The 23,246-nt window shown below is 48.7% G+C and carries 23 protein-coding genes; 16 read left to right on the top strand and 7 right to left on the bottom strand.

Annotated elements, in window-relative coordinates; translation table 11 throughout:
* Positions 1-9: 9 nt before the first annotated feature.
* From ACZ2GZ_RS04805 to ACZ2GZ_RS04850, 10 genes are all read left to right on the top strand, one after another.
* The gene (locus ACZ2GZ_RS04805) at positions 10-843 is read left to right on the top strand and encodes a MetQ/NlpA family ABC transporter substrate-binding protein (RefSeq protein ID WP_029595094.1); all 834 of its coding nucleotides are present in this window, start codon (positions 10-12) and stop codon (positions 841-843) included.
* Positions 844-944: 101 nt separating this feature from the next.
* Positions 945-2,159, top strand: a complete 1,215-nt coding sequence (locus ACZ2GZ_RS04810; RefSeq protein ID WP_021065494.1) for an MDR family MFS transporter — start codon at positions 945-947, stop codon at positions 2,157-2,159.
* 172 nt (positions 2,160-2,331) lie between these two features.
* The gene (gene sufC / locus ACZ2GZ_RS04815) at positions 2,332-3,093 is read left to right on the top strand and encodes a Fe-S cluster assembly ATPase SufC (protein ID WP_087576453.1); all 762 of its coding nucleotides are present in this window, start codon (positions 2,332-2,334) and stop codon (positions 3,091-3,093) included.
* 12 nt (positions 3,094-3,105) lie between these two features.
* Positions 3,106-4,374 carry a Fe-S cluster assembly protein SufD gene (gene sufD, locus ACZ2GZ_RS04820; protein ID WP_021065496.1) on the top strand — a complete coding sequence of 423 codons (1,269 nt, stop codon included), beginning with the start codon at positions 3,106-3,108 and terminating at the stop codon, positions 4,372-4,374.
* Position 4,375: 1 nt separating this feature from the next.
* Positions 4,376-5,596, top strand: coding sequence for a cysteine desulfurase (locus ACZ2GZ_RS04825; protein WP_029595097.1), 1,221 nt, complete (start codon positions 4,376-4,378; stop codon positions 5,594-5,596).
* Positions 5,586-6,020 carry a Fe-S cluster assembly sulfur transfer protein SufU gene (gene sufU, locus ACZ2GZ_RS04830; protein WP_024372279.1) on the top strand — a complete coding sequence of 145 codons (435 nt, stop codon included), beginning with the start codon at positions 5,586-5,588 and terminating at the stop codon, positions 6,018-6,020. The genes ACZ2GZ_RS04825 and sufU overlap by 11 nt, the downstream gene beginning before the upstream one ends.
* A 19-nt stretch (positions 6,021-6,039) precedes the next feature.
* A complete protein-coding gene (gene sufB / locus ACZ2GZ_RS04835) occupies positions 6,040-7,437 on the top strand; it encodes a Fe-S cluster assembly protein SufB (protein WP_029595099.1) in 1,398 nt (465 codons plus the stop codon).
* Positions 7,438-7,684: 247 nt separating this feature from the next.
* Complete coding sequence (locus ACZ2GZ_RS04840) at positions 7,685-8,353, top strand: hypothetical protein (RefSeq protein ID WP_214715899.1); 669 nt, start codon at positions 7,685-7,687, stop codon at positions 8,351-8,353.
* 50 nt (positions 8,354-8,403) lie between these two features.
* On the top strand, positions 8,404-8,856 hold the full coding sequence (locus ACZ2GZ_RS04845) for a hypothetical protein (RefSeq protein WP_214715897.1): 453 nt from the start codon (positions 8,404-8,406) through the stop codon (positions 8,854-8,856).
* 4 nt (positions 8,857-8,860) lie between these two features.
* On the top strand, positions 8,861-9,277 hold the full coding sequence (locus ACZ2GZ_RS04850) for a protein-export chaperone SecB (RefSeq protein WP_214715895.1): 417 nt from the start codon (positions 8,861-8,863) through the stop codon (positions 9,275-9,277).
* Between the two features lie 65 nt (positions 9,278-9,342).
* On the opposite strand, the gene ACZ2GZ_RS04855 is transcribed toward ACZ2GZ_RS04850, so the two are convergent.
* From ACZ2GZ_RS04855 to ACZ2GZ_RS04880, 6 genes are all read right to left on the bottom strand, one after another.
* Entirely contained in the window at positions 9,343-10,275 is a 933-nt protein-coding gene (locus tag ACZ2GZ_RS04855) for a hypothetical protein (protein ID WP_214715888.1), read from the bottom strand.
* Positions 10,276-10,346: 71 nt separating this feature from the next.
* Entirely contained in the window at positions 10,347-10,820 is a 474-nt protein-coding gene (locus ACZ2GZ_RS04860; protein WP_214715886.1) for a tyrosine-type recombinase/integrase, read from the bottom strand.
* Positions 10,821-10,850: 30 nt separating this feature from the next.
* Positions 10,851-11,567: an IS21-like element helper ATPase IstB gene (gene istB / locus ACZ2GZ_RS04865; RefSeq protein WP_029595512.1), complete on the bottom strand. Its 717-nt coding sequence runs from the start codon at positions 11,565-11,567 to the stop codon at positions 10,851-10,853.
* Positions 11,564-13,009, bottom strand: a complete 1,446-nt coding sequence (gene istA, locus ACZ2GZ_RS04870; RefSeq protein ID WP_470295344.1) for an IS21 family transposase — start codon at positions 13,007-13,009, stop codon at positions 11,564-11,566. Before istA ends, istB begins: the two co-directional genes overlap by 4 nt.
* 72 nt (positions 13,010-13,081) lie before the next feature.
* On the bottom strand, positions 13,082-13,873 hold the full coding sequence (locus ACZ2GZ_RS04875) for a tyrosine-type recombinase/integrase (protein WP_470295605.1): 792 nt from the start codon (positions 13,871-13,873) through the stop codon (positions 13,082-13,084).
* 153 nt (positions 13,874-14,026) lie between these two features.
* Positions 14,027-15,388 (bottom strand): SNIPE associated domain-containing protein, encoded by a 1,362-nt coding sequence (locus tag ACZ2GZ_RS04880; RefSeq protein ID WP_214714513.1) that lies wholly within the window; start codon positions 15,386-15,388, stop codon positions 14,027-14,029.
* 312 nt (positions 15,389-15,700) lie between these two features.
* Between ACZ2GZ_RS04880 and ACZ2GZ_RS04885 the strand changes: the two genes are divergently transcribed.
* Both ACZ2GZ_RS04885 and ACZ2GZ_RS04890 read left to right on the top strand, forming a co-directional pair.
* Positions 15,701-16,075 (top strand): YciI family protein, encoded by a 375-nt coding sequence (locus tag ACZ2GZ_RS04885; RefSeq protein ID WP_214714515.1) that lies wholly within the window; start codon positions 15,701-15,703, stop codon positions 16,073-16,075.
* A gap of 690 nt (positions 16,076-16,765) precedes the next feature.
* The gene (locus ACZ2GZ_RS04890) at positions 16,766-17,740 is read left to right on the top strand and encodes an L-lactate dehydrogenase (RefSeq protein ID WP_214714517.1); all 975 of its coding nucleotides are present in this window, start codon (positions 16,766-16,768) and stop codon (positions 17,738-17,740) included.
* Between the two features lie 36 nt (positions 17,741-17,776).
* On the opposite strand, the gene ACZ2GZ_RS04895 is transcribed toward ACZ2GZ_RS04890, so the two are convergent.
* Positions 17,777-19,159, bottom strand: a complete 1,383-nt coding sequence (locus ACZ2GZ_RS04895) for an alanine/glycine:cation symporter family protein (protein WP_214714518.1) — start codon at positions 19,157-19,159, stop codon at positions 17,777-17,779.
* A gap of 92 nt (positions 19,160-19,251) precedes the next feature.
* Here ACZ2GZ_RS04895 and ACZ2GZ_RS04900 point away from each other — a divergent pair, with 92 nt between their 5' ends.
* The 4 genes from ACZ2GZ_RS04900 (at position 19,252) to ACZ2GZ_RS04915 (ending at position 23,243) form a co-directional block, all read left to right on the top strand.
* Complete coding sequence (locus ACZ2GZ_RS04900; RefSeq protein ID WP_214714519.1) at positions 19,252-19,524, top strand: acylphosphatase; 273 nt, start codon at positions 19,252-19,254, stop codon at positions 19,522-19,524.
* Between the two features lie 240 nt (positions 19,525-19,764).
* Positions 19,765-21,084: a branched-chain amino acid transport system II carrier protein gene (brnQ, locus tag ACZ2GZ_RS04905; RefSeq protein ID WP_214714520.1), complete on the top strand. Its 1,320-nt coding sequence runs from the start codon at positions 19,765-19,767 to the stop codon at positions 21,082-21,084.
* Positions 21,085-21,198: 114 nt separating this feature from the next.
* Positions 21,199-22,380, top strand: a complete 1,182-nt coding sequence (locus ACZ2GZ_RS04910) for an MFS transporter (RefSeq protein ID WP_214714521.1) — start codon at positions 21,199-21,201, stop codon at positions 22,378-22,380.
* Positions 22,381-22,397: 17 nt separating this feature from the next.
* Positions 22,398-23,243, top strand: coding sequence for a DUF72 domain-containing protein (locus ACZ2GZ_RS04915; RefSeq protein ID WP_214714522.1), 846 nt, complete (start codon positions 22,398-22,400; stop codon positions 23,241-23,243).
* Positions 23,244-23,246: the final 3 nt, after the last annotated feature.

The raw sequence follows: 23,246 nt of genomic DNA on the forward strand, positions 1-23,246 counted from the left end.
GGTTTTATAATGAAATCATGGAAAACAGTACTCGGTTTAACGGCAGCTTCAGCACTTACGATTCTCGCGGCTTGCGGCGGTGGGGATTCAGAATCAGGTTCAGGCGATGACAAGACACTCGTCGTCGGCGCATCAAACGTCCCGCACGCTGAGATTTTAGAGCACGTCCAAGACGAATACGAAGAGAAGGGCTATACGCTCGAAATCAAGAAGTTCCAAGACTACGTCCTCCCGAACAAGACGCTCGCAGACGGTGAATTGGACGCGAACTACTTCCAACATGAGCCGTACCTCGAGTCGCAAATGGCTGAAAACAAAGACTACAAATTCGCTTCAGCCGGCGGCGTTCACATCGAGCCGATCGGTGTGTACTCGAAAGACTACGCGTCACTCGATGAGCTCCCAGAAGGCGCTGAAATCATCATGAGCTCGTCGGTCGCTGACCACGGACGTATCCTCACGATGCTTCAATCTGAAGGCTTGCTTACACTCGCGGAAGGCAAGACAACGGACGCGACGGTTTCAGACATCGTCGACAACCCGAAAAATTTGGAGTTCAAGACGGACGTCGAAGCGGCACTTCTCCCGCAAGCGTTCAACAACGGTGAAGGGGACGCGGTCCTCATCAACACGAACTACGCGATTGATGCCGGCCTCAACCCACTCGAAGACGCAATCGCTCTCGAAGGCGAAGATTCACCTTACGTCAACTTGATCGTCACACGTGAAGGCGATGAAGATGATGAGCGCGTCAAAGCACTCCTTGAAGTCCTCACGTCAGAAGAGACACAACAGTGGATCTTGGATGAGTACAAAGGTGCGGTCGTACCGGTCAAACAATAATTTCGTCAAGGCCCGGGCTATCCCGGGCCTTTTTTATTTGGAGTAGTTTTGGTTCATTAATAGAAGTACACTACATATATGTAGGAAAAGGGGGGATCCGGATGAACATACGACACATTCATCCGCTGACGCTGGGTGTCTTGTTTGGCACATTTTTTGCCCGGCTGTCGACATTTTTTGTTATGCCGTTTTTTGCGATTTATCTCGCGACGCTCGGTTTCTCGGCGAGTGTCATCGGGACGGTGTTCGCCATCTCGGCGCTATCGGGTCTGTTCATGAGCTTTTTCGGGGGAACGCTGTCTGACCGATACGGGCGCAAACAGTTGATGCTGATCGGCATCGTCTTGAACGCCTTGACGTTCAGCGGCTTCGCGCTCGTGACAGAATTATTTTGGTTTTACATATTTTCGGTACTCATGGGTGTGTCGCGGTCGTTCCTCGAACCGGCGTCTCGCGCGCTCATCAGCGATACGACGCAGCCGGACCAGCGCGTCATCGTCTATAACGTCCGCTACTTTTTAATCAATATCGCGGCGGCGATTGGGCCATTGCTCGCGGTCGTCTTGTCGCTCACCGGCGCAAAGAGCGCCTTCTTCGTCGTGACGGGCGTTTACGTGATGTACGGACTCGTCATTTCGACGCTGTTCCGAAAGTATCCGTTCGAGGAAGGGGACGGCGTCAAAGTCCGGCCGCGCTTGACGGAGACGTTCCGTGTGTTACAACAAGATAAGACGTTCCGCTTCGTCATCATCGGGATGATTTTTGCCATCATCGGCTATAGTCAGTTCAATGCGACGTTGCCACAGTTCATCGCTTTCCATGACGGATTCAGTGACGGCTCACGTTTGTTCGCCTATCTATTGACGGTCAATGCGATCACCGTCCTTGTCGTCCAATATCCGATTATGCGATTCGGGATGCGGGTCTCACCGATCAAGTCACTCTTCTTCGGTGTCGCCACGCTGTCGTCGGGACTCCTCCTGATCGGCTTCGCGACCGAGACGTGGATTTTATTCGTCGCGATGGTCATCTTCACGGTCGGCGAGGTGCTCATGTTCACGATGACGGACGTGTTGACGGACGAATTGGCACCGGCCCATCTGCGCGGGACGTATTTCGGGGCGATGGGGTTGACGGCGCTCGGTCAGACGATTGGCCCCGTCATCGGAGGAGTGTTGCTTGATGGATTCGACAATGCAGCGTTGCCAGTGTTTGGAAGCTTGGCCGTATTGACGGCGTGTGGCGCCTTCTTCTTCACCGGCGCCTTGAAAGAACGGAAAGCAAGTTTGGCGTTAACCGAGGAAAAAGTTGGATAATGTCTTGATTTCCCGATATTCTCATTCTCAACATTTATGTTTTATTGAGAATGAATAATAAGGTGAGTCGCTTGAAATAAAAAATTGCCTAGATTAAGATTAGAATATATCTAATCTACGCCAAAAATGGCGAGAAAACGGAAGGGGTATCCGAATGTCTAACGTACCACACATGAAAATTGATGACCTCCGCGTCTCAATCGAAGGAAAAGAGATCGTCAAAGGTCTTAATCTTGAAATTAAAGGTGGCGAAATTCACGCCATCATGGGTCCTAACGGGACGGGTAAATCAACACTCGCATCGGCACTTATGGGTCATCCATTGTATGAAGTAACAGGCGGAAGCGTCGATTTGAACGGTGAAGACGTACTCGAGATGGAAGTCGACGAGCGCGCGCAAGCCGGAATGTTCCTCGCGATGCAGTATCCTGCTGAAATCAGTGGTGTCACGAATGCCGATTTCTTGCGTTCAGCAATCAACTCGCGCCGTGAAGAAGGCCAAGAAATCTCGCTCATGAAGTTCATCCGTGAACTCGATGCGAAGATGGACGTCCTTGAAATCCCTTCAGCAATGGCACACCGCTATTTAAACGAAGGTTTCTCAGGCGGAGAGAAAAAACGTAACGAGATTCTTCAGATGATGATGATCAAACCGAACATCGCCATCCTCGATGAGATTGACTCAGGTCTTGACATCGATGCGCTCAAAGTCGTCGCGAAAGGCGTCAACGAAATGCGCAATGAAGAGTTCGGCTGCTTGATCATCACGCACTATCAACGTCTCCTCAACTATATCGAGCCAGATTTTGTTCACATCATGATGGACGGGAAAATCGTCATGTCAGGTGGCAAAGAGCTTGCACAACGACTCGAAGCAGAAGGTTACGACTGGGTGAAGCAAGATCTTGGAATGACAGTAGACACAGAAGCGTAAGGAGGCTGTACGATGACCGTACAATTTGAATTGGATGCACAAGCAGTAGCGGCACGTGCAGAGGCGCTCGGTGGACCTTCATGGATGGTCAACCGTCGCAAAGAAGCAGCAGAACTTGCGCCGACTCTCGCCTTGCCAAAAGTTGAAAAGATCAAGATTGATAAATGGGACTTCGTCTCTGGAGACGTCGAGCTCACGAAGCATGACGGCTTGACGCCTGAAATCGAAGCACTTCTTGGAGACCACCGTACAAACGTGCTCGTTGAACGCAACGGTCATGTCGTCTACAACGAACTTGCGACGCCAGAAGGTGTCCTCTTCATGGGCATCAACGAAGCGATGGAACAACATCCGGACCTCGTTGAGAAATACTTCATGACGGAAGGTGTCCGCGTGGACGAAGAACGTTTGTCTGCGTTGAACGCTGCCCTCATGAACGGCGGTGCGTTCTTATACGTACCGAAGAACGTTCAGTTGAAAGACCCGCTCCAAGCCATCTTCACGATGGAACAAGCGAACGGCGCGCTCTATCACCACACGATCATCGTCGCAGACGAAGGCAGTGAATTGACGTACGTCGAGAGCTTCCTCTCGAACACGAACGAGCCGCACACGGTCAACGCAGTGACGGAAGTGTTCGCTGGCGCGAACGCGAAAGTCGTCTTCGGTGGCGTCGACCAGCTTGCTGAGTCGGCTCTATCGTTCATGAACCGCCGCGGTGTCGTCTATGAGAACGCACGCCTCGAATGGGCGCTCGGTCACATGAATGACGGCAACTCGGTCGTCGAGACGAAAACGCACCTCGTCGGAGACAACACGTTCTCAGACACGAAAGCGGTCACGATCGGTCGTGGCGCACAGAAACAAAACTTCAACATCCGGACGGACCATTTCGGGAAGTCTTCAGAAGGTTTCATTTTGATTCACGGTGTCCAAAAAGATTCGGCCACGGCCATCTTCAGCGGGACATCGATGATTCACCATGGCGCTTCGAAATCGAACGGCGTTCAAACGGAACGTGTGCTCATGTTGTCTGAAAAGGCACGTGGGGATGCGAACCCGATTCTCCTCATCGATGAGGACGACGTCATGGCAGGTCACGCCGCTTCGGTCGGACGCGTCGACGATGTACAGCTCTACTACTTGATGAGCCGCGGTCTGTCACGTAAAGAAGCCGAACGGTTGATCATTCACGGATTCTTGAACCCGGTCGTCGAGCAACTCGCGATCGAGTCGGTCAAAGACCGTCTCCGTGAAGTCATCGAAGGGAAAGTACGTTAAGATGATTGATGCCTCGATTCGTAAACAGTTCCCGATTTTAGATCAGGAAATCAACGGTCATCCGCTCGTCTATCTCGACAGCGCGGCGAGCTCCCAAAAACCGCTTGCTGTCATCGAGGCGATCGAGGATTACTATCGCCGCATCCACTCGAACGTGCACCGGGGCGTCCATACGCTCGGGACGCACGCGACGGATGCGTATGAAGGGGCGCGGGAGCGCGTCCGTTCATTCATCAACGCCGCCGTCCCAGAAGAAATCATCTTCACACGCGGGACGACGACGGCGATTAACCTCGTCGCGTCAAGCTACGGGGACGCCAATGTCGGCGCGGGGGACGAGATCGTCCTCACACCGATGGAGCACCACGCCAACTTGATTCCATGGCAACAGCTCGCCAAGCGTAAAGGGGCCACGCTCCGTTACGTCGAATTGACGCCGGACGGTCGGGTCACGCTCGACGCGGTCCGTGCCGTCTTGTCGGACCGGACGAAAATCGTCGCCATGAGTCACGTCTCGAACGTACTCGGCACGATCAACCCGATCGCCGATGTGGCGAAGCTCGCCCATGAAAAAGGCGCGGTCATGGTCGTCGATGCGGCGCAAAGCGCACCGCACCGGAAACTTGACGTGCAAGCACTCGATTGCGACTTCCTCGCCTTCTCAGGCCATAAGATGCTCGGTCCGACCGGGATCGGTGTCTTATACGGGAAGAAGCAGTTGCTCAAAAACATGGAACCGGTCGAATTCGGTGGCGAGATGATCGATTACGTCGACTTGTATGAGTCGACATGGAAAGATATCCCGTACCGATTCGAAGCAGGGACGCCGATTATCGCCGGCGCCGTCGGTTTGGCAGCGGCCATCGACTTTTTAGAAGACCTCGGTCTCGAGAACGTCGAAGCCCACGAACGGGCGCTCGCGACGTACGCCATCGAACAGATGCGTACGATTGAAGGCATTGAGATTTACGGACCAGAGGAACGGGTCGGACTCGTCACGTTTAATTTAGGCGACGTGCACGCCCACGACTTAGCGACCGTCTTGGATATGCAAGGCATCGCGGTCCGGGCCGGCCACCACTGTGCCCAGCCGCTCATGCGTCTCCTGAAGCAATCATCGACAGCCCGAGCGAGCTTCTACTTGTATAATACGAAAGAAGAAGTTGACCGCTTCATCGAAGGGCTACGTCAAACGAAGGAGTATTTCAATTATGAGTTTTAACAATCTCGACATGTTGTACCGACAGGTCATCATGGATCATTATAAAAACCCAAGAAACCGTGGCGTCATCGAAGATGGCGTGACGGTCGACTTGAACAACCCGACATGCGGGGATTCACTCCGACTCCAACTCCAAGTCGAGGACGGAATCGTGAAAGATGCCAAGTTCGAAGGTGAAGGCTGTTCAATCAGTCTCGCGTCGGCATCGATGATGACTCAAATCGTGAAGGGCAAGTCTGTTGACGAGGCACTCCAATTGGCCACCATCTTCTCGGAGATGGTCCAAGGGAAAGACTATGATACAGACACGTTCGACCTAGGCGACATCGAAGCGTTGTCTGGCGTCTCAAAGTTTCCGGCTCGCATCAAGTGCGCCACACTCGCGTGGAAAGCGCTTGAAAAGGGAGTCGACGAGGAAGCGTAAGTAGAAGGAGGAGACCGATATGGCGAAAAACATGCCTGACATTGGCGATTATAAATATGGCTTCCATGACCGAGACATCTCGATTTTCCGTTCAGGCCGCGGCTTGACGAATGAAATCGTAGAGACGATCTCGCGCATGAAAGAAGAACCGGCATGGATGCTCGAGTTCCGCTTGAAATCACTCGAACAGTTCCGCAAAATGCCGATGCCGACATGGGGCGGGGATCTCACGGCACTCGATTTCGATGAGATCACGTATTATGTCAAACCGTCTGAAAAGACAGAGCACTCGTGGGACGAGGTTCCTGAAGAAATCAAACGTACGTTTGACAAGCTCGGAATCCCGGAAGCGGAGCAAAAATACTTGGCAGGCGTCTCGGCTCAGTATGAGTCTGAGGTTGTCTATCACAGCATGCAAGAAGACTTTGAAGCGAAAGGTGTCATCTTCAAAGATACAGACACGGCGCTCAAAGAAAACGAAGACCTCTTCCGTGAGTACTTCGGAAAATTGATTCCGCCGACGGACAACAAGTTCTCGGCGCTCAACTCGGCTGTTTGGTCAGGTGGCTCGTTCATCTACGTACCAAAAGGCGTGAAGCTCGAGCAACCGCTCCAAGCTTACTTCCGCATCAACTCGGAGAACATGGGTCAGTTCGAGCGGACGCTCATCATCGTCGACGAGGGCGCTTCTGTCCATTACGTCGAAGGATGTACAGCACCGGTCTACACGACGAACTCACTCCACTCAGCGGTCGTTGAGATTTTCGTCAACAAAGACGCATATTGCCGCTATACGACGATCCAGAACTGGGCGAACAACGTCTACAACTTGGTCACGAAGCGTGCTGTCTGTGAAGCGGGTGGATCGATGGAATGGATCGATGGCAACATCGGTTCGAAACTCACGATGAAATACCCGGCCGTCATCTTGAAAGGTGAAGGCTCACGCGGTATGACGCTCTCAATCGCTCTCGGCGGTAAAGGGCAGCACCAAGACGCGGGCGCGAAAATGATTCACCTCGCACCGAACACGTCGTCGTCAATCGTCTCGAAGTCGATTTCGAAACAAGGCGGAAAAGTCTCGTATCGCGGAATCGTCCACTTCGGTCGTAAAGCGAAAGGTGCACGTTCGAATATCGAATGTGACACACTCATCATGGATAACGAGTCAACGTCGGACACGATCCCGTACAACGAGATCTTGAACGACCAAGTCTCACTCGAGCACGAAGCGAAAGTCTCTAAAGTGTCAGAAGAGCAACTCTTCTACCTCATGAGCCGTGGAATCTCGGAAGAAGAAGCGACGGAGATGATCGTCATGGGCTTCATCGAGCCGTTCACGAAAGAATTGCCAATGGAATATGCCGTCGAAATGAACCGTCTCATCAAGTTTGAGATGGAAGGATCGATTGGATAATTTCATAATACCAGTGTTTTGAGAGGTGGTTTTTAGTCTGTGACAGTGTCAGCCCTCAATCAGCCCTCAAAGTTGACGGCGGAGCATCCATAGGATGCTCCGCTTTCTTTAATCAATAGTCAACCACGAGTCACTTTTTGTCGAACGAAACTTGTGGAAACCACCACATTAAGTAGTGGTTACTTATACCAATTAAGTTGCCGCTTCGGTACAATTATATAAGATTGATTGCAAGTGGGGGTTGAGAATGGGAGTAAAATCATTTAAGAAATCTAAAATCCATATAGAAGCCTATCATGGAACTATCAAATTACATGTTAAATTAATCGAAACTGAAGGATTCAAAACGTCTAACAAGATACAAAGTTGGCTCGGTGATGGAGTTTATTTTTTTCGCGAAGATCAAGCACAAGCGGAAATATTTGCAAAGAGAACAAGTACCACAAGGCTAAAGGAACTAAAAGAACACGTGCAAACTGAAGAATTGGATAAATCAGAGTATGGACCTTGTATTATACAATGGTGTGACCAACTTGAAAAAGAAGAGTTTTTAAATCTTGATTCCAGAGAAGATGCAATTTTCTTCCACTATCATATTACGACTTTTAAAAAGATGTTGCAGGAAAAAGGTTACGAAGTTGAAACGGCACTTTGGGAATGGAATAACAAATTATTTAACTCTCTACCATCAGCATACACAGTTATTCAACGAACTTTTCCTGTTCCTAGTCATAAATATGGGAAGCATGCTGAGGCGCTATTTAATACTGTTATGTTTTTTCCGATATTAAAAGGGAATAAGGATGTAAGTGCAGAAGTAGAGTATACTACAACCCAGTTGATTCAAGGAACGATGATTTCAGTTAGAAATGCTGAAAGACTTTCTTTGGAAAAAATTTGTTGGAAAGATTGTTGATAGAGGCGTTCTATTTCCATATGCGTTAATAGAACAAGGAGGAATGAGTAATGAATGAGCAAGAATACATGGACTACTTAGAAATTAAATTTTTAGAACTAGCAGAAGAAAGCGGCGTTTCATATAAAAAAGTGGAACCTGGACAAGGAAAAGTTATTATTAAAGAAAATGGCGTTATTCTCGGAGAACTTGGGGATTCGTATCCTACTGAGGACGTTTTGAAAATGCTTGTTAAGGAACCTGAAGCAGTGGAAATTGAATACACAAGTACATTTAAACTTGGAGAATTAGACTTTATCTATTCGGATAATGGTACACTCTATGATGGTATTCAAACAGATAATCATTTAAAAGTACATTTTGAGTCCCTCGTAACGCTCTATGAGAACTTAAATTCTAACGCCAAAAAAACACACAATATCGAATCGCACACTATAACAACACCAACTGATCAAGTATCATTTGATGAATGTTCAACACAAGTGCTGTTGGAGGCTTCTTAATATAATGAAAAAACTTAAATTTGGTCATTACAAAGTAGAGAAACTATCATTTACTCAAGAAGAGGACTTTTACGACGAAGAGAGTATAAACGTTTCTATGGGGTCACGTGTAGAAATGATAAACTCAGATAGTGCGGTTGTGTCAATCATTTGTAATTTAGAAACAGAAGATGAAAAGTTTAATTTATTTATTCATGTTTCTGGTGAATTTTTAGTTGAAGAAGACGGAAGTGCAGAAAATATTACTGGCATTACAAATGAAATGTTGTTAAGCCGTAACAGTATTTCAATTCTGTTCCCTTATGTAAGAGCAGCAGTTTCTCAAGTAACCTCAATCGGTTATAATAATCCTATTGTTTTACCACCGATTAATGTATTAGATTTTATCCAAAAAAGCAAAGAGGAGGAACCCGAAAAATAATCGGTCCTCCTCTTTTTATTTGAGCAATTTATTTTTTTACATAAAACAATGATGTTTAGTTTATCTCATTGGTTGTTTTGTTCAAGAAAAACCTTTATAGCCTCTTCCCGCCTAGATATCGCATCTTCCGATCCCACCACTTTACCAGAAGTCGTTAGTAAGTAATTAAATTCCCACGTTCCATTTTCCATGAACAAAAACTGTGTTTTTTGAGAGTCGAATAGCTGATGAAGTTGAGTAGCTTCATCAAAATGTTCGCTCATTTTTTTTGTAGCTTCTGCAATAATTGAAGGATTTTCTGTTTTTACAACAAATTCAATGACTGGAGTTTCTGAAATAACGAATATATAGGTAACTGGTCGATTTCTTGGAATACAACGCTTGGCGTATTTGATTGCCATAGTTCGAAGTATGGAATATAGATTGGCGATATCGTTGCTGACATCATCTGTTATCTTTTTCCCTACAGTTTTAAAAAGTTTTTGTGCGATTAACAACTGAATTGCACTCTCGGACAAATTGATGATTAACTGTGGATCAGGAATATATGACTTTCTAACAATAATTCTTGGGTTAAATGACAATTCTTTCGGGACTTCATCTTGAAAATTTTTGATATCATCATTCGACTTAAAATTCACCAAATCAAATGAAATTTCAATTGAAGAAGGAATCTCATTTTTTTCTACTATAAATGGTTTATTATCACTCCAAGTATCAATAAAACCTTTTTTTCCTGTGGGTAGAGTTACTTCTTGAGTATCTTCCTGATTAAATAAAATAGATTCGCCAATTACTCCATACTCTCCATCGGGTAATTCTTCTAAATACGCTTTGGTGACTTTTCCAAAAAAGGGTAACGTTAAATCATGTTCTATTGTCATCCCTAGAGCGGATGATTCGTTGATTTGATTTGCCAGTCCTTCTAAGGCTTCTTTAGCAAATCTTTGATTGTGTGAATCTAGATGTGTTGTGGCCATCACCTGAGTTATTTTCATTGATAAATCATCCTTTTCTTTTGATTTTTAAAATGTACGCTTTAATTAAAAAAGAGAATATAATTATGGTATTAAGTAGTATTCTCTTTTGAAGGTTGAATCATATATTTACTTTTTAAATGTCTTTCGTATAAAATCAGCGAATCTTGTTCAATCTTTTTCGATACATGAAGATAAATGTTCAGTGTAATTTTCGTGTCAGAATGACCTAGACAATCCACCACGTATTTCACGTCTGCCCCGGCCTCCAATAAATGGATGGCGTGGGTATGGCGAAGGACGTGCGGGCTTATGTGCTGAACACCGCTCTTCTTGCAGGCATCCCTTAGATAATCCCTCACGATGCTCGTCCGGAGCCGCGTTCCGTTCGGGCTGTGGAAAACAAGGGGAAGTTCAGGCTTCTTATAGTTTGGGTACGCGAGATACACTTCTTTCTTACTTATCCCATGCCGTCGCATAAGTTCATTGGTTTGGGAATCGATACGTAGAGTTCGATTTGCTTTCTTCGTCTGTATTTTGCAATACAAATGTGCACAATAATGCAACGAAAAGTACAGAACTTTGCCAGCTGGGTTTTAGTGTTTCGACAACGCATGCGTGACACGATAACTGTCACCTGTAAAGTTTAGTATGTGAGCGTGATGGATGACGCGATCGACGAGTGCCGCAGTCAAGCGCGCGTCGCCAAAGATGCGATTCCATTGGCTGAACTCAAGGTTGGATGTGATGATCAGGCTCTTTCGCTCGTACCAGTCGGTGATGAGATGAAACAGAAGTTCCGCAGATTCTTTTGTGAGAGGGAGATATCCCATCTCATCTAAAATAATCATATCTGCCGACTCGAGACGAGAATGGAAGTTGCCTAGTTTTCCATCCCGCCAGGCCTTGTTAAGTTGCTCGACGAGTTCAGAGACCCGGAAGAACCTCACCTCATAACCTTTGTGACAAGCTTCTCTCCCGAGCCCGATGGCCAAATGGGTCTTTCCTGTACCCGGGGACCCTGTCAGAACGACGTTCTGTGAGTGCTCGACGAAATTCAGTGAGGTCAGTTCGTCCTTATCTAAATGCTTTGGGAAGTAGATGTGATTGCCCCAATGATAGTCGTCTAGTGACTTATTGTTGATGAATTTTGCCTTTTTGATTAACCGTTGCGCTTTCGCTTCCTCGCGGAGGCGCATTTCCATCGAGAAAAGCTCCGTGAGAAACTTTTCAGGGGATTCCGTTGGAATCGATTCATAGATTTCAGCGACATAGGCAAGGCGGAGCGATTTGCACATTTCTTTTAGGCTCATACTGCACCACCTTCTCCCCAAGGCCGATTCAGGCTATCGTACTTGCTCCAATCCACATCATAAGGATGGTCCTCAACCACGGCTGGATCGTCGTCCTCGCTCAGTAGCTCGTATAGGCGTTCATTGATCTCGAGGATTGGATAGAGTGCGAGCTTGGCTCGGATCCAGGCCAGTCTTTCCTGCCGAACGAGTAAGTTGGGTACGCCCAGGTACTCTTTGATTCTACCCGGCAGATATTCGGAATAACGGGAGTGCCCGAAGCTTCTCGGCTTCTTGTGCCAAGTGCTGATGATGTTTTCCCATGGGAGCGCACGCTTTGTCATCATGTAGGGACGTTTTTCTTCGTAGAGGATTTCTCCGTGAAGTGAGAGAATCTTCATCGAATCCCACCTTAAGATGGCGCGTACTTGCCCATGACGAGCCCCTGAAGGGATCAAGACTTTCGTCTTATCGATCGTTATTTCGCCGTACTTGTTCACCTTGAACAGTTCTTCTTTGAAGACGGGGAAGTCTTCTTGCGGCAATCGCAATAGATGTCTCTGCTCTTCTTCGAACAACTCACGGATCAGCACATGCTTTTCGTAATGCACTCTCTCCATGTCATCCCGTAGGGAAGCTGCGAGTTGCCGGTTCGTCGAATCGTAATCATGCATGACAGGGGCTGGGACAAGAAAATTGTACCGAACGTATCCTACCTTGTTCTCGACACTTCCTTTCTCGTTACCTCTGTAAGGATTACAGCTTTGAACTTGGAAGCCGTAATGTGCCATGAACTGCAGGAAAGCATCTGTATAGATCGCCTCTTCTTTTGTCGTTCGTGGTTGGATGACTGCGGCGGGGAGATTATCGATTCTGAGCTGTTGCGGTACACCACCGATTTCTTCAAAAAGCATTTTGAGTCCCGTCAAAAAGCACTCTTGGTTTTCTGCGGGCAGGGCGACAGCTGCTGTGCGGTTACTGAAGGGCAGGCTCATGACGAGGCATTTTACATCGACCGCATGACTATCTTTGACGACTTCCATCGTCCCGAAATCTACCTGTGCCTCACCCGGAGGGTGTTGCAATCGTTCTTGCCTTGTGTCGTTTTCCTCCTCGCTCGTCATATGCCAGCTCTTGATGAAATTGCAGACCGTCCGGTAAGAACCCTCGAATCCGTTCGCCACCAGCGTTTCATAAAGCTTTTTATTCGTTCGTCTTAACTTTTTCTGAAGCATTTGATCCTCGGTCAACCAATCCTCGACCATCTCGCCCCATTTCGTTCCGTACATCATGCCTCTCTTGGGGCGAATGGTTTCACTCGGCAGTTGAGCTGAATCCGCGTATTTTTTTACCGTCCTCCAGTTGAGGTCTAGATTTTTAGCGATTCGATTGATCGAATGTGATTTGTGGTTTCTCAGATATTTGATACAATTGATATCGGACATTGCTAGCATTCCTTCCATCTCCTAACGTTCTTGTGTCGCAACTTAAACGTTAGGGTGAGATTATGGTTGCTGGCAAGTCCTTTTTCTTTTCTAAAATAGGAGTGCAGAGTTGTGTACGTTTCCGTTGCACACTTCTGCACTCCTATTTTGCATTACACACTTCGTCTTCGGTTTCGTCACCTTGAGCTCTAGTTTTGAACCGAATGAAAGAGTCTTGTTCACACGGACGGTACCGGCATCCAAATTAATATCCTCCCATTCGATCGCCAATGCCTCACCGACACGAAGACCGGTACGGGCAATCAGCGTGAAGAGGGAAAGATACTGGATGGATTGTTTGTACTTTCCATGTGGAGTCTGTTCCAGGTAGTCTAGCAGACGATTGAGCTCGTCCATCTCGAGAAACTCCAAAACATCCTCGTCCTCATCCGGTGTGTCGTCCCGCTTGGATATCTGTATACGATGGGCCGGGTTCTTCTCGATGAGGTTCATGTCGAGCAATGCATGGTCGAGGATGCTCGAGAACGTCGAGTGGAACGAACGGACGGTGCCTAGGCTGTAAGTCTCGACCTTTTCGTTGATCCACTTCTGGTACATGACCCGATTGATATCGATTAATCGATATTCATCGAACTGGGGGATGAGATGATTGTTGACGGTACGACTTATACGGTCATAGGTCGACTCTTTGACATGTGGTCGCTTAAACGTTTCGAGCCATTCAAGAGCGAACTGGTCGAAGCGAACACTTCGGTCCATGACGAACGTATTGTTTAATAATTTCGACTCCTCTTTAGCTGCAGCCATCTGGGCTTCACGTTTCGTCGTGAAACTGCTCCGTGATCGTTCCCGTCGCTTCCCGCCCTCACCATAAAAATAAATACGGTATTGCTACTTTCCGTTCCGCTTACGGAAGATTGCCATGTCGTTCACTCCTTTACATCTGTTGGCACCCTCATTATAAACGAGATTTAGAACGATATGTTTTCTATTCGATTCATACTAAAAAAGACGCCGAGTGGCGCCTCGTTGTATTTAATTGGAGATAGCGGCTTCGTTTTCCGACAAAATTTGAAGGGTGCGATTATATTCTTCAGCCTGAGCAAGTTTCGTAATCTCCAACGTCTGATCAAATTCCTGTTTGATGACATTGGCGACTTCGTCGATGTTGACTTTAAAGAATTCTTTTCGGAAGTTGACCTGGTTCACACGACGATCAGCAAAACGTTTGTGGAGCTTGTTCTCGAGATTAGGTGCGTCTTCAGAGAAAATAAGAGCGTGGATGTCAAAGGTGAACGGAACCGATGCGCTCCCGAGCTCACGGATCCGATCGAGCGGCTCGAGACGGCGCGTCATGCCAATTTTGTAGACATGTTCCCCGAATGACCCGATATTCGAGATGACATAGACGTAACCGGCCCGAGTATTGCGCTCACGGTTCTCGATATCGCCTTTGATCTCCTCGACTTCTTGAAGTTTCGCCTCGAGCTCCGCTATTTTCGCTTCGAGTGACGAACGCTCAGATTCACTCGCATTCTCGAATTTGGTACGTGCAGCGAGTAGGGCGGCCTTGAAGTGAGTCTCTTCTTTCTCGACCTTCTTCCGAGCTTCCTCAATCTCTTTCAAGACACGGGCCTCTTCGCGCATCTGCTCTTTGATAGCCTGTTGCTCTTCCTTCTCTTCCTGTTTCTTAACACGGTATTTATGCATGATTTGAAGCTCTTGAAGTTTCAGTCTGAGGTACTCGTCCGTCATGAAGACAGACTGCATGTCGGTCAACGAGTTCAATTGCTTGAAGCTCTTCGCGATTTTGTCGATTGAACGGTCATGGTTCGTATGCTTCACGCCAGCGATGATGACGTCACATTCGTTGTTGAATGCTCGTAAAATCAACTTGATCGTGTCATTCACGAACTCTTTGCCTTTCTTCTTGTCCCCGTCGACCGTATACCCGGCCGGATGTGTAGTGGCTCGTTTTTCCTTGATCAATAGCTTCTGTTTCGAGCGCACCGCGTCCAGCTTCACCTTCAACATCTCGGATGTGTCGTCGTCCGTCAGGTAGCGAGGAGGGGAGAAGAGGCCGTGCTCGAGTGCGGACAACCGCCCTTCATACGCATTGATGCTCAGACCGAGCTGATCACGTGTGCGTTTGAGTGTCTCAACTTCCTTTTCAAGTGATGCACGTTCTTTCTCGATGCTTTTCTTGAACTTGTCCAGTTCAGCGCGGAGCTGTTCTTGTTTAGCCTCGTTATGCTTCTCGATGCTTTCGATTTCTTTCTTGAGGTCGATATAACGTACCTCTTCCTTTGTCAGCTCAATCCGTTTAATCTCTTTCGTCAAACGCTCGACTTCCTCTCGGTTCTGCCGGGCGTTTATGATATCTTGCCACCAACCCATGTAATTCATCTCCCTCCAAAGTTTTACTGAACATGAAAAAGTGGCAGGACGATTGTTTCGCCTTGCCACTTTATTACTTGCTAAATCAATAGGACATTGCGTCTATGTAATTATCCAAATACAAAATAATTGTACCATTCAGAATGTAGAGCACCCATATTTTTCAAATGAGAATCATTCGACAAAAAATGCTATTTTTGGTACTTTGTCGAACATCCCAGATTGTCTCAGTAGGTAGGATATGTCTGTAAACAGGGAATAGGGAATGGGATAAGATGATGCGTGACTGTAGATTCGAGAGGAGAAGATCACATGATGTTCTTGGTAACGGGATATTTCAACGCTGACAAAATGAACGAAAAGACCGACCTGGAAATCGATCAAATCATGGCTACGTGTGAACCATACTTACAGGAGCTATATGCAAGTGAACAAGTGTTGTTGGACATGGGGCTTGAAGCGAGCATGAAACAACTCAAGCGGGAGTCACATCAGATTTCGATTACGGATGGGCCTGTTACTGAATCGAAGGAAGTCATGGGAAGTGCATTCGTGATTGAAGCGTTAGATATGGAGGACGCAGTCAGAATCGCTTCCATCCATCCGACGACCCAAGTACCCGAAGCGGAAGCGTTAGGATGGCGGCTCGAGATTCGGCCGGTTCACTATTATCGGGAGCGAGAATGAAAAAAATATTATACTCGAGTTGAGAAGATTGATGTGTCATTCAATACTGCAACCAGCGAAGCTCGACTTCGTTGGTTTTTTGTATAATAAAACGAGGGGGCGATGTCGTGACCAATCGATTTTCATTACAAAGTCGAGAACTTGAAACGTTTATGGGTCGGATGTTCGTGATTTGTCCACGTTGTGGGGGACGAGCGGACGTTTTTGAGAAGGATGATAAGGTACGACTGAGTTGTTTCCATTGCGGTCATCTGCAATTCAAGCAGAATGGTACAACATATATCGGTGGAGCCTTCGATGCTCATTTCGGATTGCAGCTCTATTTACAAACGGGTTGTTGTGGTCATGTATTATGGGCGTACAACAGAGAACATCTCGACTACATGAAGTGTTACATCTAGGCGACGATTCGGACGAGCAAAGGCATAAATCGAAGTCTCGAAAGTCGATTGCCTGAATGGATGAAACGAAAGCAGAATCGGGATGAAGTATCACGGACGATTGAACAATTGTGTCGAAAATGCGAGTGAAGTATTAAGGAAAGATAAACAAGTTGATAGGATGAAAAACCTTCACAGTGAACTTCTCAATCCCAGAATCCATTTACGAAGCAGTTTATATTTTTGTCGTGAAACGAACGCCAGTCGGGTATGCTAAGTAAGAGAACACGTTTAGAAAGGGATGAAGCATATGGATCACTTGAACACGATTGACCCAGAAGACATCACCCGCATCGCCGTCGTCGGCGCTGGATGGGTCGGTGTCAGTTTCGCCTATCAACTGTCGATGGCCGCGCTCTGTGAAGAGCTCGTCTTGATTGACTCGAATCACGCCAAGGCTGAAGGGGAGGCGATGGACCTCAATCACGGGATATCATTCGCCCCGACCCCGGTCCGAATTTGGGCAGGTGACTACTCGGACTGCCGCGACGCCGATATCGTCGTCATCACGGCTGGTGCCGCTCAAAAGCTCGGTCAGACCCAGATGGACCTCGCCGAACAAAATGCGGTCGTTGTCCGTGACGTCACAAAACAAATCATGGCGAGCGGATTCGACGGCATCATCGTCGTCGCGACGAACCCGGTCAATGTTATGGCTCATGTCGCCTGGAAGGCGTCCGGCTTGCCGAAACATCGCGTCATCGGTTCAGGTACCGTTCTCGATACGGCCCGACTCCGTTATAAGGTCGGCGAGTACTTCGACTTGTCGTCGCGGAACTGCCACGTCTATTATATGGGCGAGCATGGTGCCGGGGGCTTCGTCGCCTGGGACAACGCCCGCATTTACGGGAAGTCGATGAAGCAGTTACTTGAGGAGAATGAATCGTATCGCCAAGAAGATTTGGACGCCATCTATCAAGGGGTCCGCGATGCGGCGAATCAAATCATCGAATATAAGAGCGCGGCGTACTACGCGATCGGGCTTGGCTTACTTCGAATCGTCCGTGCCATCGTCCGGAATGAGAACTCCGTCGTGACGATCGGTGCCCACCTCGATGGCGAATACGGTGCCTCAGGTCTCCATATCGGCGTACCGGCCTTGATTGACCGGACCGGCATCCGCCAAATCATCGAGATTGAACTGACGGACGAGGAACAGGGACAGTTCGATGCCTCGGTCGAACGGATTCGCCAAGCGATTGACAAGATTGAATCGGCATCATAAAAAAAGACCCGGCTGCCCATACAGCCGGGTTTGTCGTTACGACGCCTTCTTCTCGGCGACGTCTTTCTTATAGTAGTTCTCGGACGTGAAGAACTCGGTCGTCAAGCGCTTCACTTCACCGCTCAACATCAAGACGGCGATCATGTTCGGGATAAGAATCATCGCGAGCATCAAATCAAGGAAGTTCCAAATCATTTGGGCCCCACCGATTGCACCGATGACGATTGAGCCGATATAGACGACTTTCATCATGAAGCCGGCCTTCAAACCAAACAAGTACTCGGCTTGGCGCGACCCGTAGAAGATGATGACGATAATCGTCGACAAGACGAAGAAGATGAGCGAGATCGTTACGAGCAGGCTACCCGTGTAACCGAAGTACTGTTGGAACGCGATTGTTGTTAGGGCTGCTGGATCGTTCATCGCATCGGCCCGTGTCCATACCCCGGACGACAAGACAACGAACGCCGTCGTGCTACAGATGATGAGCGTATCGATGACGATCCCGATTACGGCCCAGAAGCCTTGCCGGACCGGATGATCCGTTTGCGCAGCGGCGTGGGCAATCGGTGCCGTCCCGAGTCCTGCTTCGTTCGAATAAAGACCACGGGCGAAGCCCCAACGAATCGTCTCGGCGATGGCGGCACCAGCGAAACCACCGAGCGCGGCCATCGGTTGGAATGCGTATGAGAAGATGAGCCCGAGTACTTCCGGGATTTGTGAGAAATTCATCAAGACGATGACGAAGCCGGCACCGACATAGACGAGGGCCATCGCCGGGACGATGACTTCCGTCACTTTCGCGATGCGTTTCATACCGCCGAAGACAACGAGGGCGACGAGCCCGGCGACGATAATCCCGGTCACAAGGGTATTGCCGTTGAACGTCTCTCGGACGGCCGAACTGACGGCGTTTCCTTGAACCATGATACTCGGGATGAGTTCGATCATGAGAGCGAAGGCGAACCATGAGGCGAGCCATTTCAGCTTCAAGCCTTTCGCCATATAGTAGACGGGACCGCCGACAAATTCACCGGCCTCGTTCTTCTCGCGGTAACGGACGGCGAGGACGCTCTCCGAGAACTTGATGGCCATGCCGACGACGGCGATGACCCACATCCAAAAGATGGCGCCCGGCCCGCCGAACATGATGGCGGCCGGTACCCCGATTATATTGGCGGCACCGATCGTCGAAGATAAGGCTGACGTCAACGCCTGGCGGGGACTGATGTCACCTTCACCTTTTGGTTTTTTAAAGACACTGCCTAACGTTTGTTGCATTATGTAGATGGGGTATCGGAATTGGAAGAATCCTAAACGAATCGTCAAATAGAGTCCAGACAAAACGAGTAACGAGATGATTGGCACACCCCATAGCCAATCTGAAATTGTCGTCACCACAGTCACAAGTTGTTCCACATCACCACTCCTATCCAGTATTTTACTTATATATTGTTGCCTAACGAGACAGAGGCTAAACCCATTCTTTCAAATTAGAGGAGGAGACTTATATGAAACAGGCACAGCATCTTATCGTATCAGGCCGGGTCCAAGGGGTCGGCTTCCGTTACTTCGCGCAAGCGACTGCCCTTGAATACGGCATCACAGGTTGGGTCCGGAATTTGAATGATGGGACGGTTGAACTTCAAATCGAAGGAGACGCGGAGAGACTCGAATCCTATAAACGCGCCCTCTATAACGGGAATCGTTTTGTCGGGGTCGAACGGATTGAAGCGGAAGACACGACGGTCGAATCATTCCGGAAGTTTGATATCCGTTATTGACCATTTTTCTCATTTACAGCTAGTCAGTGAGTGCGACCAACCGATAATTTGTAAATTAAGGGAACGGTTCCATACAATAAATCCACATTTTAAAAAAATAAACATCATTTTTATGGATAGGGTGGTCAAAAAAATGAAAGTGTGTATAATGGAATAGACCAAGCGGTTTATTGTCAGAAAATTTAGTCATTTGATTCATTGGTAACACGGAAGGTATTACATGTATGTGGAGGTAGTTGTATGAAAAAATCGACATTATTCCCGTTAGCATTCACGATTTTCGCATTATTCTTCGGGGCCGGGAACTTGCTGTTCCCACCGATGCTAGGTGCGATGGCAGGACAGAACCTCGTCCCAGCCCTAGTCGGCTTCGTCATTACCGGCGTCGGGCTACCATTACTCGCGCTCTTCGCAGTCGCGCGGGTAGGCGGTGGATCTGACCAAATCGCTCGGTATATTCCGAAGCGACTTGCGCTCGTCTTGACGGGATTAATGTACGTGGCGATTGGACCGTTCTTCGGGATTCCACGGACGGCAGCAGTCACGTATGAGATGGGAGTCGTACCGTTCCTCGGTGCGCCATCTACACTCACGCTCGCAATCAGTTCAACTGTCTTCTTCGGTTTGACGTTCTTCTTGACGTTACGCGCTCAGAAATTGATTGAAGTCATCGGACGCATCATTACACCGATTCTCTTGCTCTTGCTTGCGGCAATCGGAATCACGAACCTCGTGGCGCCACTCGGGAAGCCGGTCGCACCAGCAGAAGGATATGAGACGTGGATTGGCGCTCTCGGGGAGGGCTTCAAACAAGGCTACTTGACGATGGACGTCTTCGGCGCTCTCGTCTTCGGTGCCATCGTGCTCGTCACGCTTAAAGCGAACGGGATGACGGACCAGAAAGAAGCATCTTCACTTCTTCGGACGTCTGGAATGCTCGCTGTCACGTGTTTGATGCTCGTCTATATCTCGCTCGGGTCGATTGGAGCGAACATGACAGGCCAAACAGGAACGACAGACGGAGCAAGCTTGCTTCAAGCGTTTGCAGGTTCATCTTTCGGACAAGTCGGAATGCTCGTACTCGGGGCTGCGGTCTTCCTCGCTTGTTTGACGACAGCGGTCGGACTCATCACTGAGTTCTCACGCTTCATCAGCAACACGTTCGAATCACTCAAGTATTACCAAGTCGTCATCGCGACGACATTGTTCGGCTTCATGATTTCACTCGTCGGACTTGGTATGTTGATTGAAATCGCAGTACCGCTCCTCACGCTCTTGTATCCGGTCATGATCGCACTCGTACTCGTCTCGATTACGGAGCGGATTCAACGCAACCCGCATGTCGCCATGAAGGCGACTGTATATACGGCCCTCGTTCTCTCGCTCTTCGAGACGACACACGGATTGGCGCCGTCAGCAGCAACAGCTTGGATCACGAACTTGCCGATGGCTGAGATCGGACTTGCTTGGGCAGTTCCAACATTAATCGTGTATGTGATCACACTGTTTTTACCGAAAAATCGTTCCAACCAAGCACTCGCTCAATCACGCATCTCATAAGCAAGTGTTTGAACACCCATCCTCTGGTCAAGGATGGGTGTTTTGCTGTCTTATCGTTTGCTCATTTCATTCATCAACAAGTAAAATGAAAGGATGAAAAGGAAGTGACATACATTGACGACTAAACAAAAGAAACAATTGGCGATTCTCATGTTGAACATGTTCATCGCTGTAGCAGGATTCGGGATTATCATACCGATTATTCCTGATTATTTGAAGATGATTGGAGAAGGCGGCACCGCTGCCGGACTCATGATTTCTGTCTTTGCCGGGGCCCAGCTGCTCATGTCGCCGATTGCCGGGAAATGGGCGGATGTTTACGGGCGCAGGCTCATGATCATCCTCGGGCTCATCGGCTTTACCATCTCGATGGGCGTCTTTTACTTATCAGACAACTTGACCGTCCTGTTGATTTCACGGGCAATCGGCGGCGTCGGGGCCGCTCTCTTGATTCCGGCCATCTTTGCTTACGTGGCCGATATCACGACGCTCAAACAACGGGCGAAAGGGAACAGTTATATTTCCGCGGCAATGTCGCTCGGGATTGTCATCGGCCCAGGAATCGGTGGTTTCTTCGCCGAATTCGGGTTGAAGGCACCGCTCTTGTTATCGGCGATCGTATCATTCGTTGCCGTCATCTCGTCAATCATTTTATTGAAAGAACCGGACCGTGAACCGTATGTCCAAACGAGTGAGAGTGAATCGTTACCGCGTCAACTCGTGTCGTCGACACGGAAACCGTATTTCTTCGTGCTCGTCATCAACTTGGTCATGGCGTTCGGTTTGATGGCATACGAGTCGGTCCTCGGTCTGTTCGTCAGTGAGACGTTCAGCGCAACGCCGCAACAGATTGCGGTCATGATCACCGGGACGGGAATCGTCAGCGTCATCGTCCAGCTGTTCGCGGTCGACCGTCTTGTCTCGCTGCTCGGTGAGATTAAAGTCGTGCTCATCTTTATCATGCTCGCTGCGCTCAGCTTCTTGTTCTCACTGTTTGCAGGGTCTTACACGATTTTCTTCGCGGTCACGTTGATTATCTTCTTGTCGACGTCAATTTTACGACCGGTATTGAATACGCTCGTATCGAAAATGGCAGATAAAGAGCAAGGGTTTGCGATGGGGATGAACAATGCTTATATGAGCATCGGGAATATTGTCGGACCGACGCTTGCCGGAATCGCCTTCGATATCGATATGCGCTATCCGTTTGTGATGGGGCTCGTCCTGTTGCTCGTGACGTTCGCGGGAACGTTGAATTGGTCGAAACGGAACACGGCGGCCACGTTCGAACAATAAGTTGAGGAGGGAATGTGATGATTTATGTCGGTGTGACGGGGTGGGGAGACCATGATTTACTGTATACGACCCCAGAAGAACGAAAACATAAACTGTCGACCTATGCGGGGCATTTCCCGACCGTTGAAATCGATTCCTCGTTTTATGCGATTCAACCGGTAAAGAATTACGAGAAATGGAACCAGGAAACGCCGGAAACGTTCCAATTCATCGTCAAAGTTTCCAGGGAAATGAGCGGGCATGACCGGGAACCGAAGCTGCCCCTCTCCGAGCTGTTCGAGAGGTATCGAACGTCCGTCGAACCGCTGAAACAGGCCGGGAAGCTACGAGCCGTGCTCGTCCAACTCCCGCCCTGGTTTGATGTCTCGAAGCCACATCTCGATTATTTACGGACGATCCGTGACGAGTTGCGCGACTATGACATCGCCATCGAGTTCCGGAACCCGACGTGGTTCTCCGAGGCATTCCGGGAGCGGACGCTCGCGTTCTTGGCGGAACAACGTTTCATCAATACGATTTGTGATGAGCCGCAAACGAAAGAGAGCAGCATCCCGTTCGTCCCGGTCGTGACCAATCCGGATGTGGCCGTCGTGCGCTTGCACGGACGCAACACCGCCGGCTGGCTCCGAAAGCCGGGCATGACGAGCCAAGAATGGCGTCACGTCCGCTGCCTGTATCGCTATAGTGAGGATGAACTGCAGGAGCTCGCTGCGGCCCTCAAACAAGTCGACGAAACAGCGAAGTCGGTGTACGTCTACTTCAACAACAACTCGGCCGGCGACGCGGTACCGAACGCAAAACGGTTGATTGAGATACTCGGTGCCGAATATGAACTTGCCCCGAGCCAAATCAGCCTGTTCTAGGAA

It is taken from the genome of Exiguobacterium sp. KKT215 (assembly GCF_055635335.1).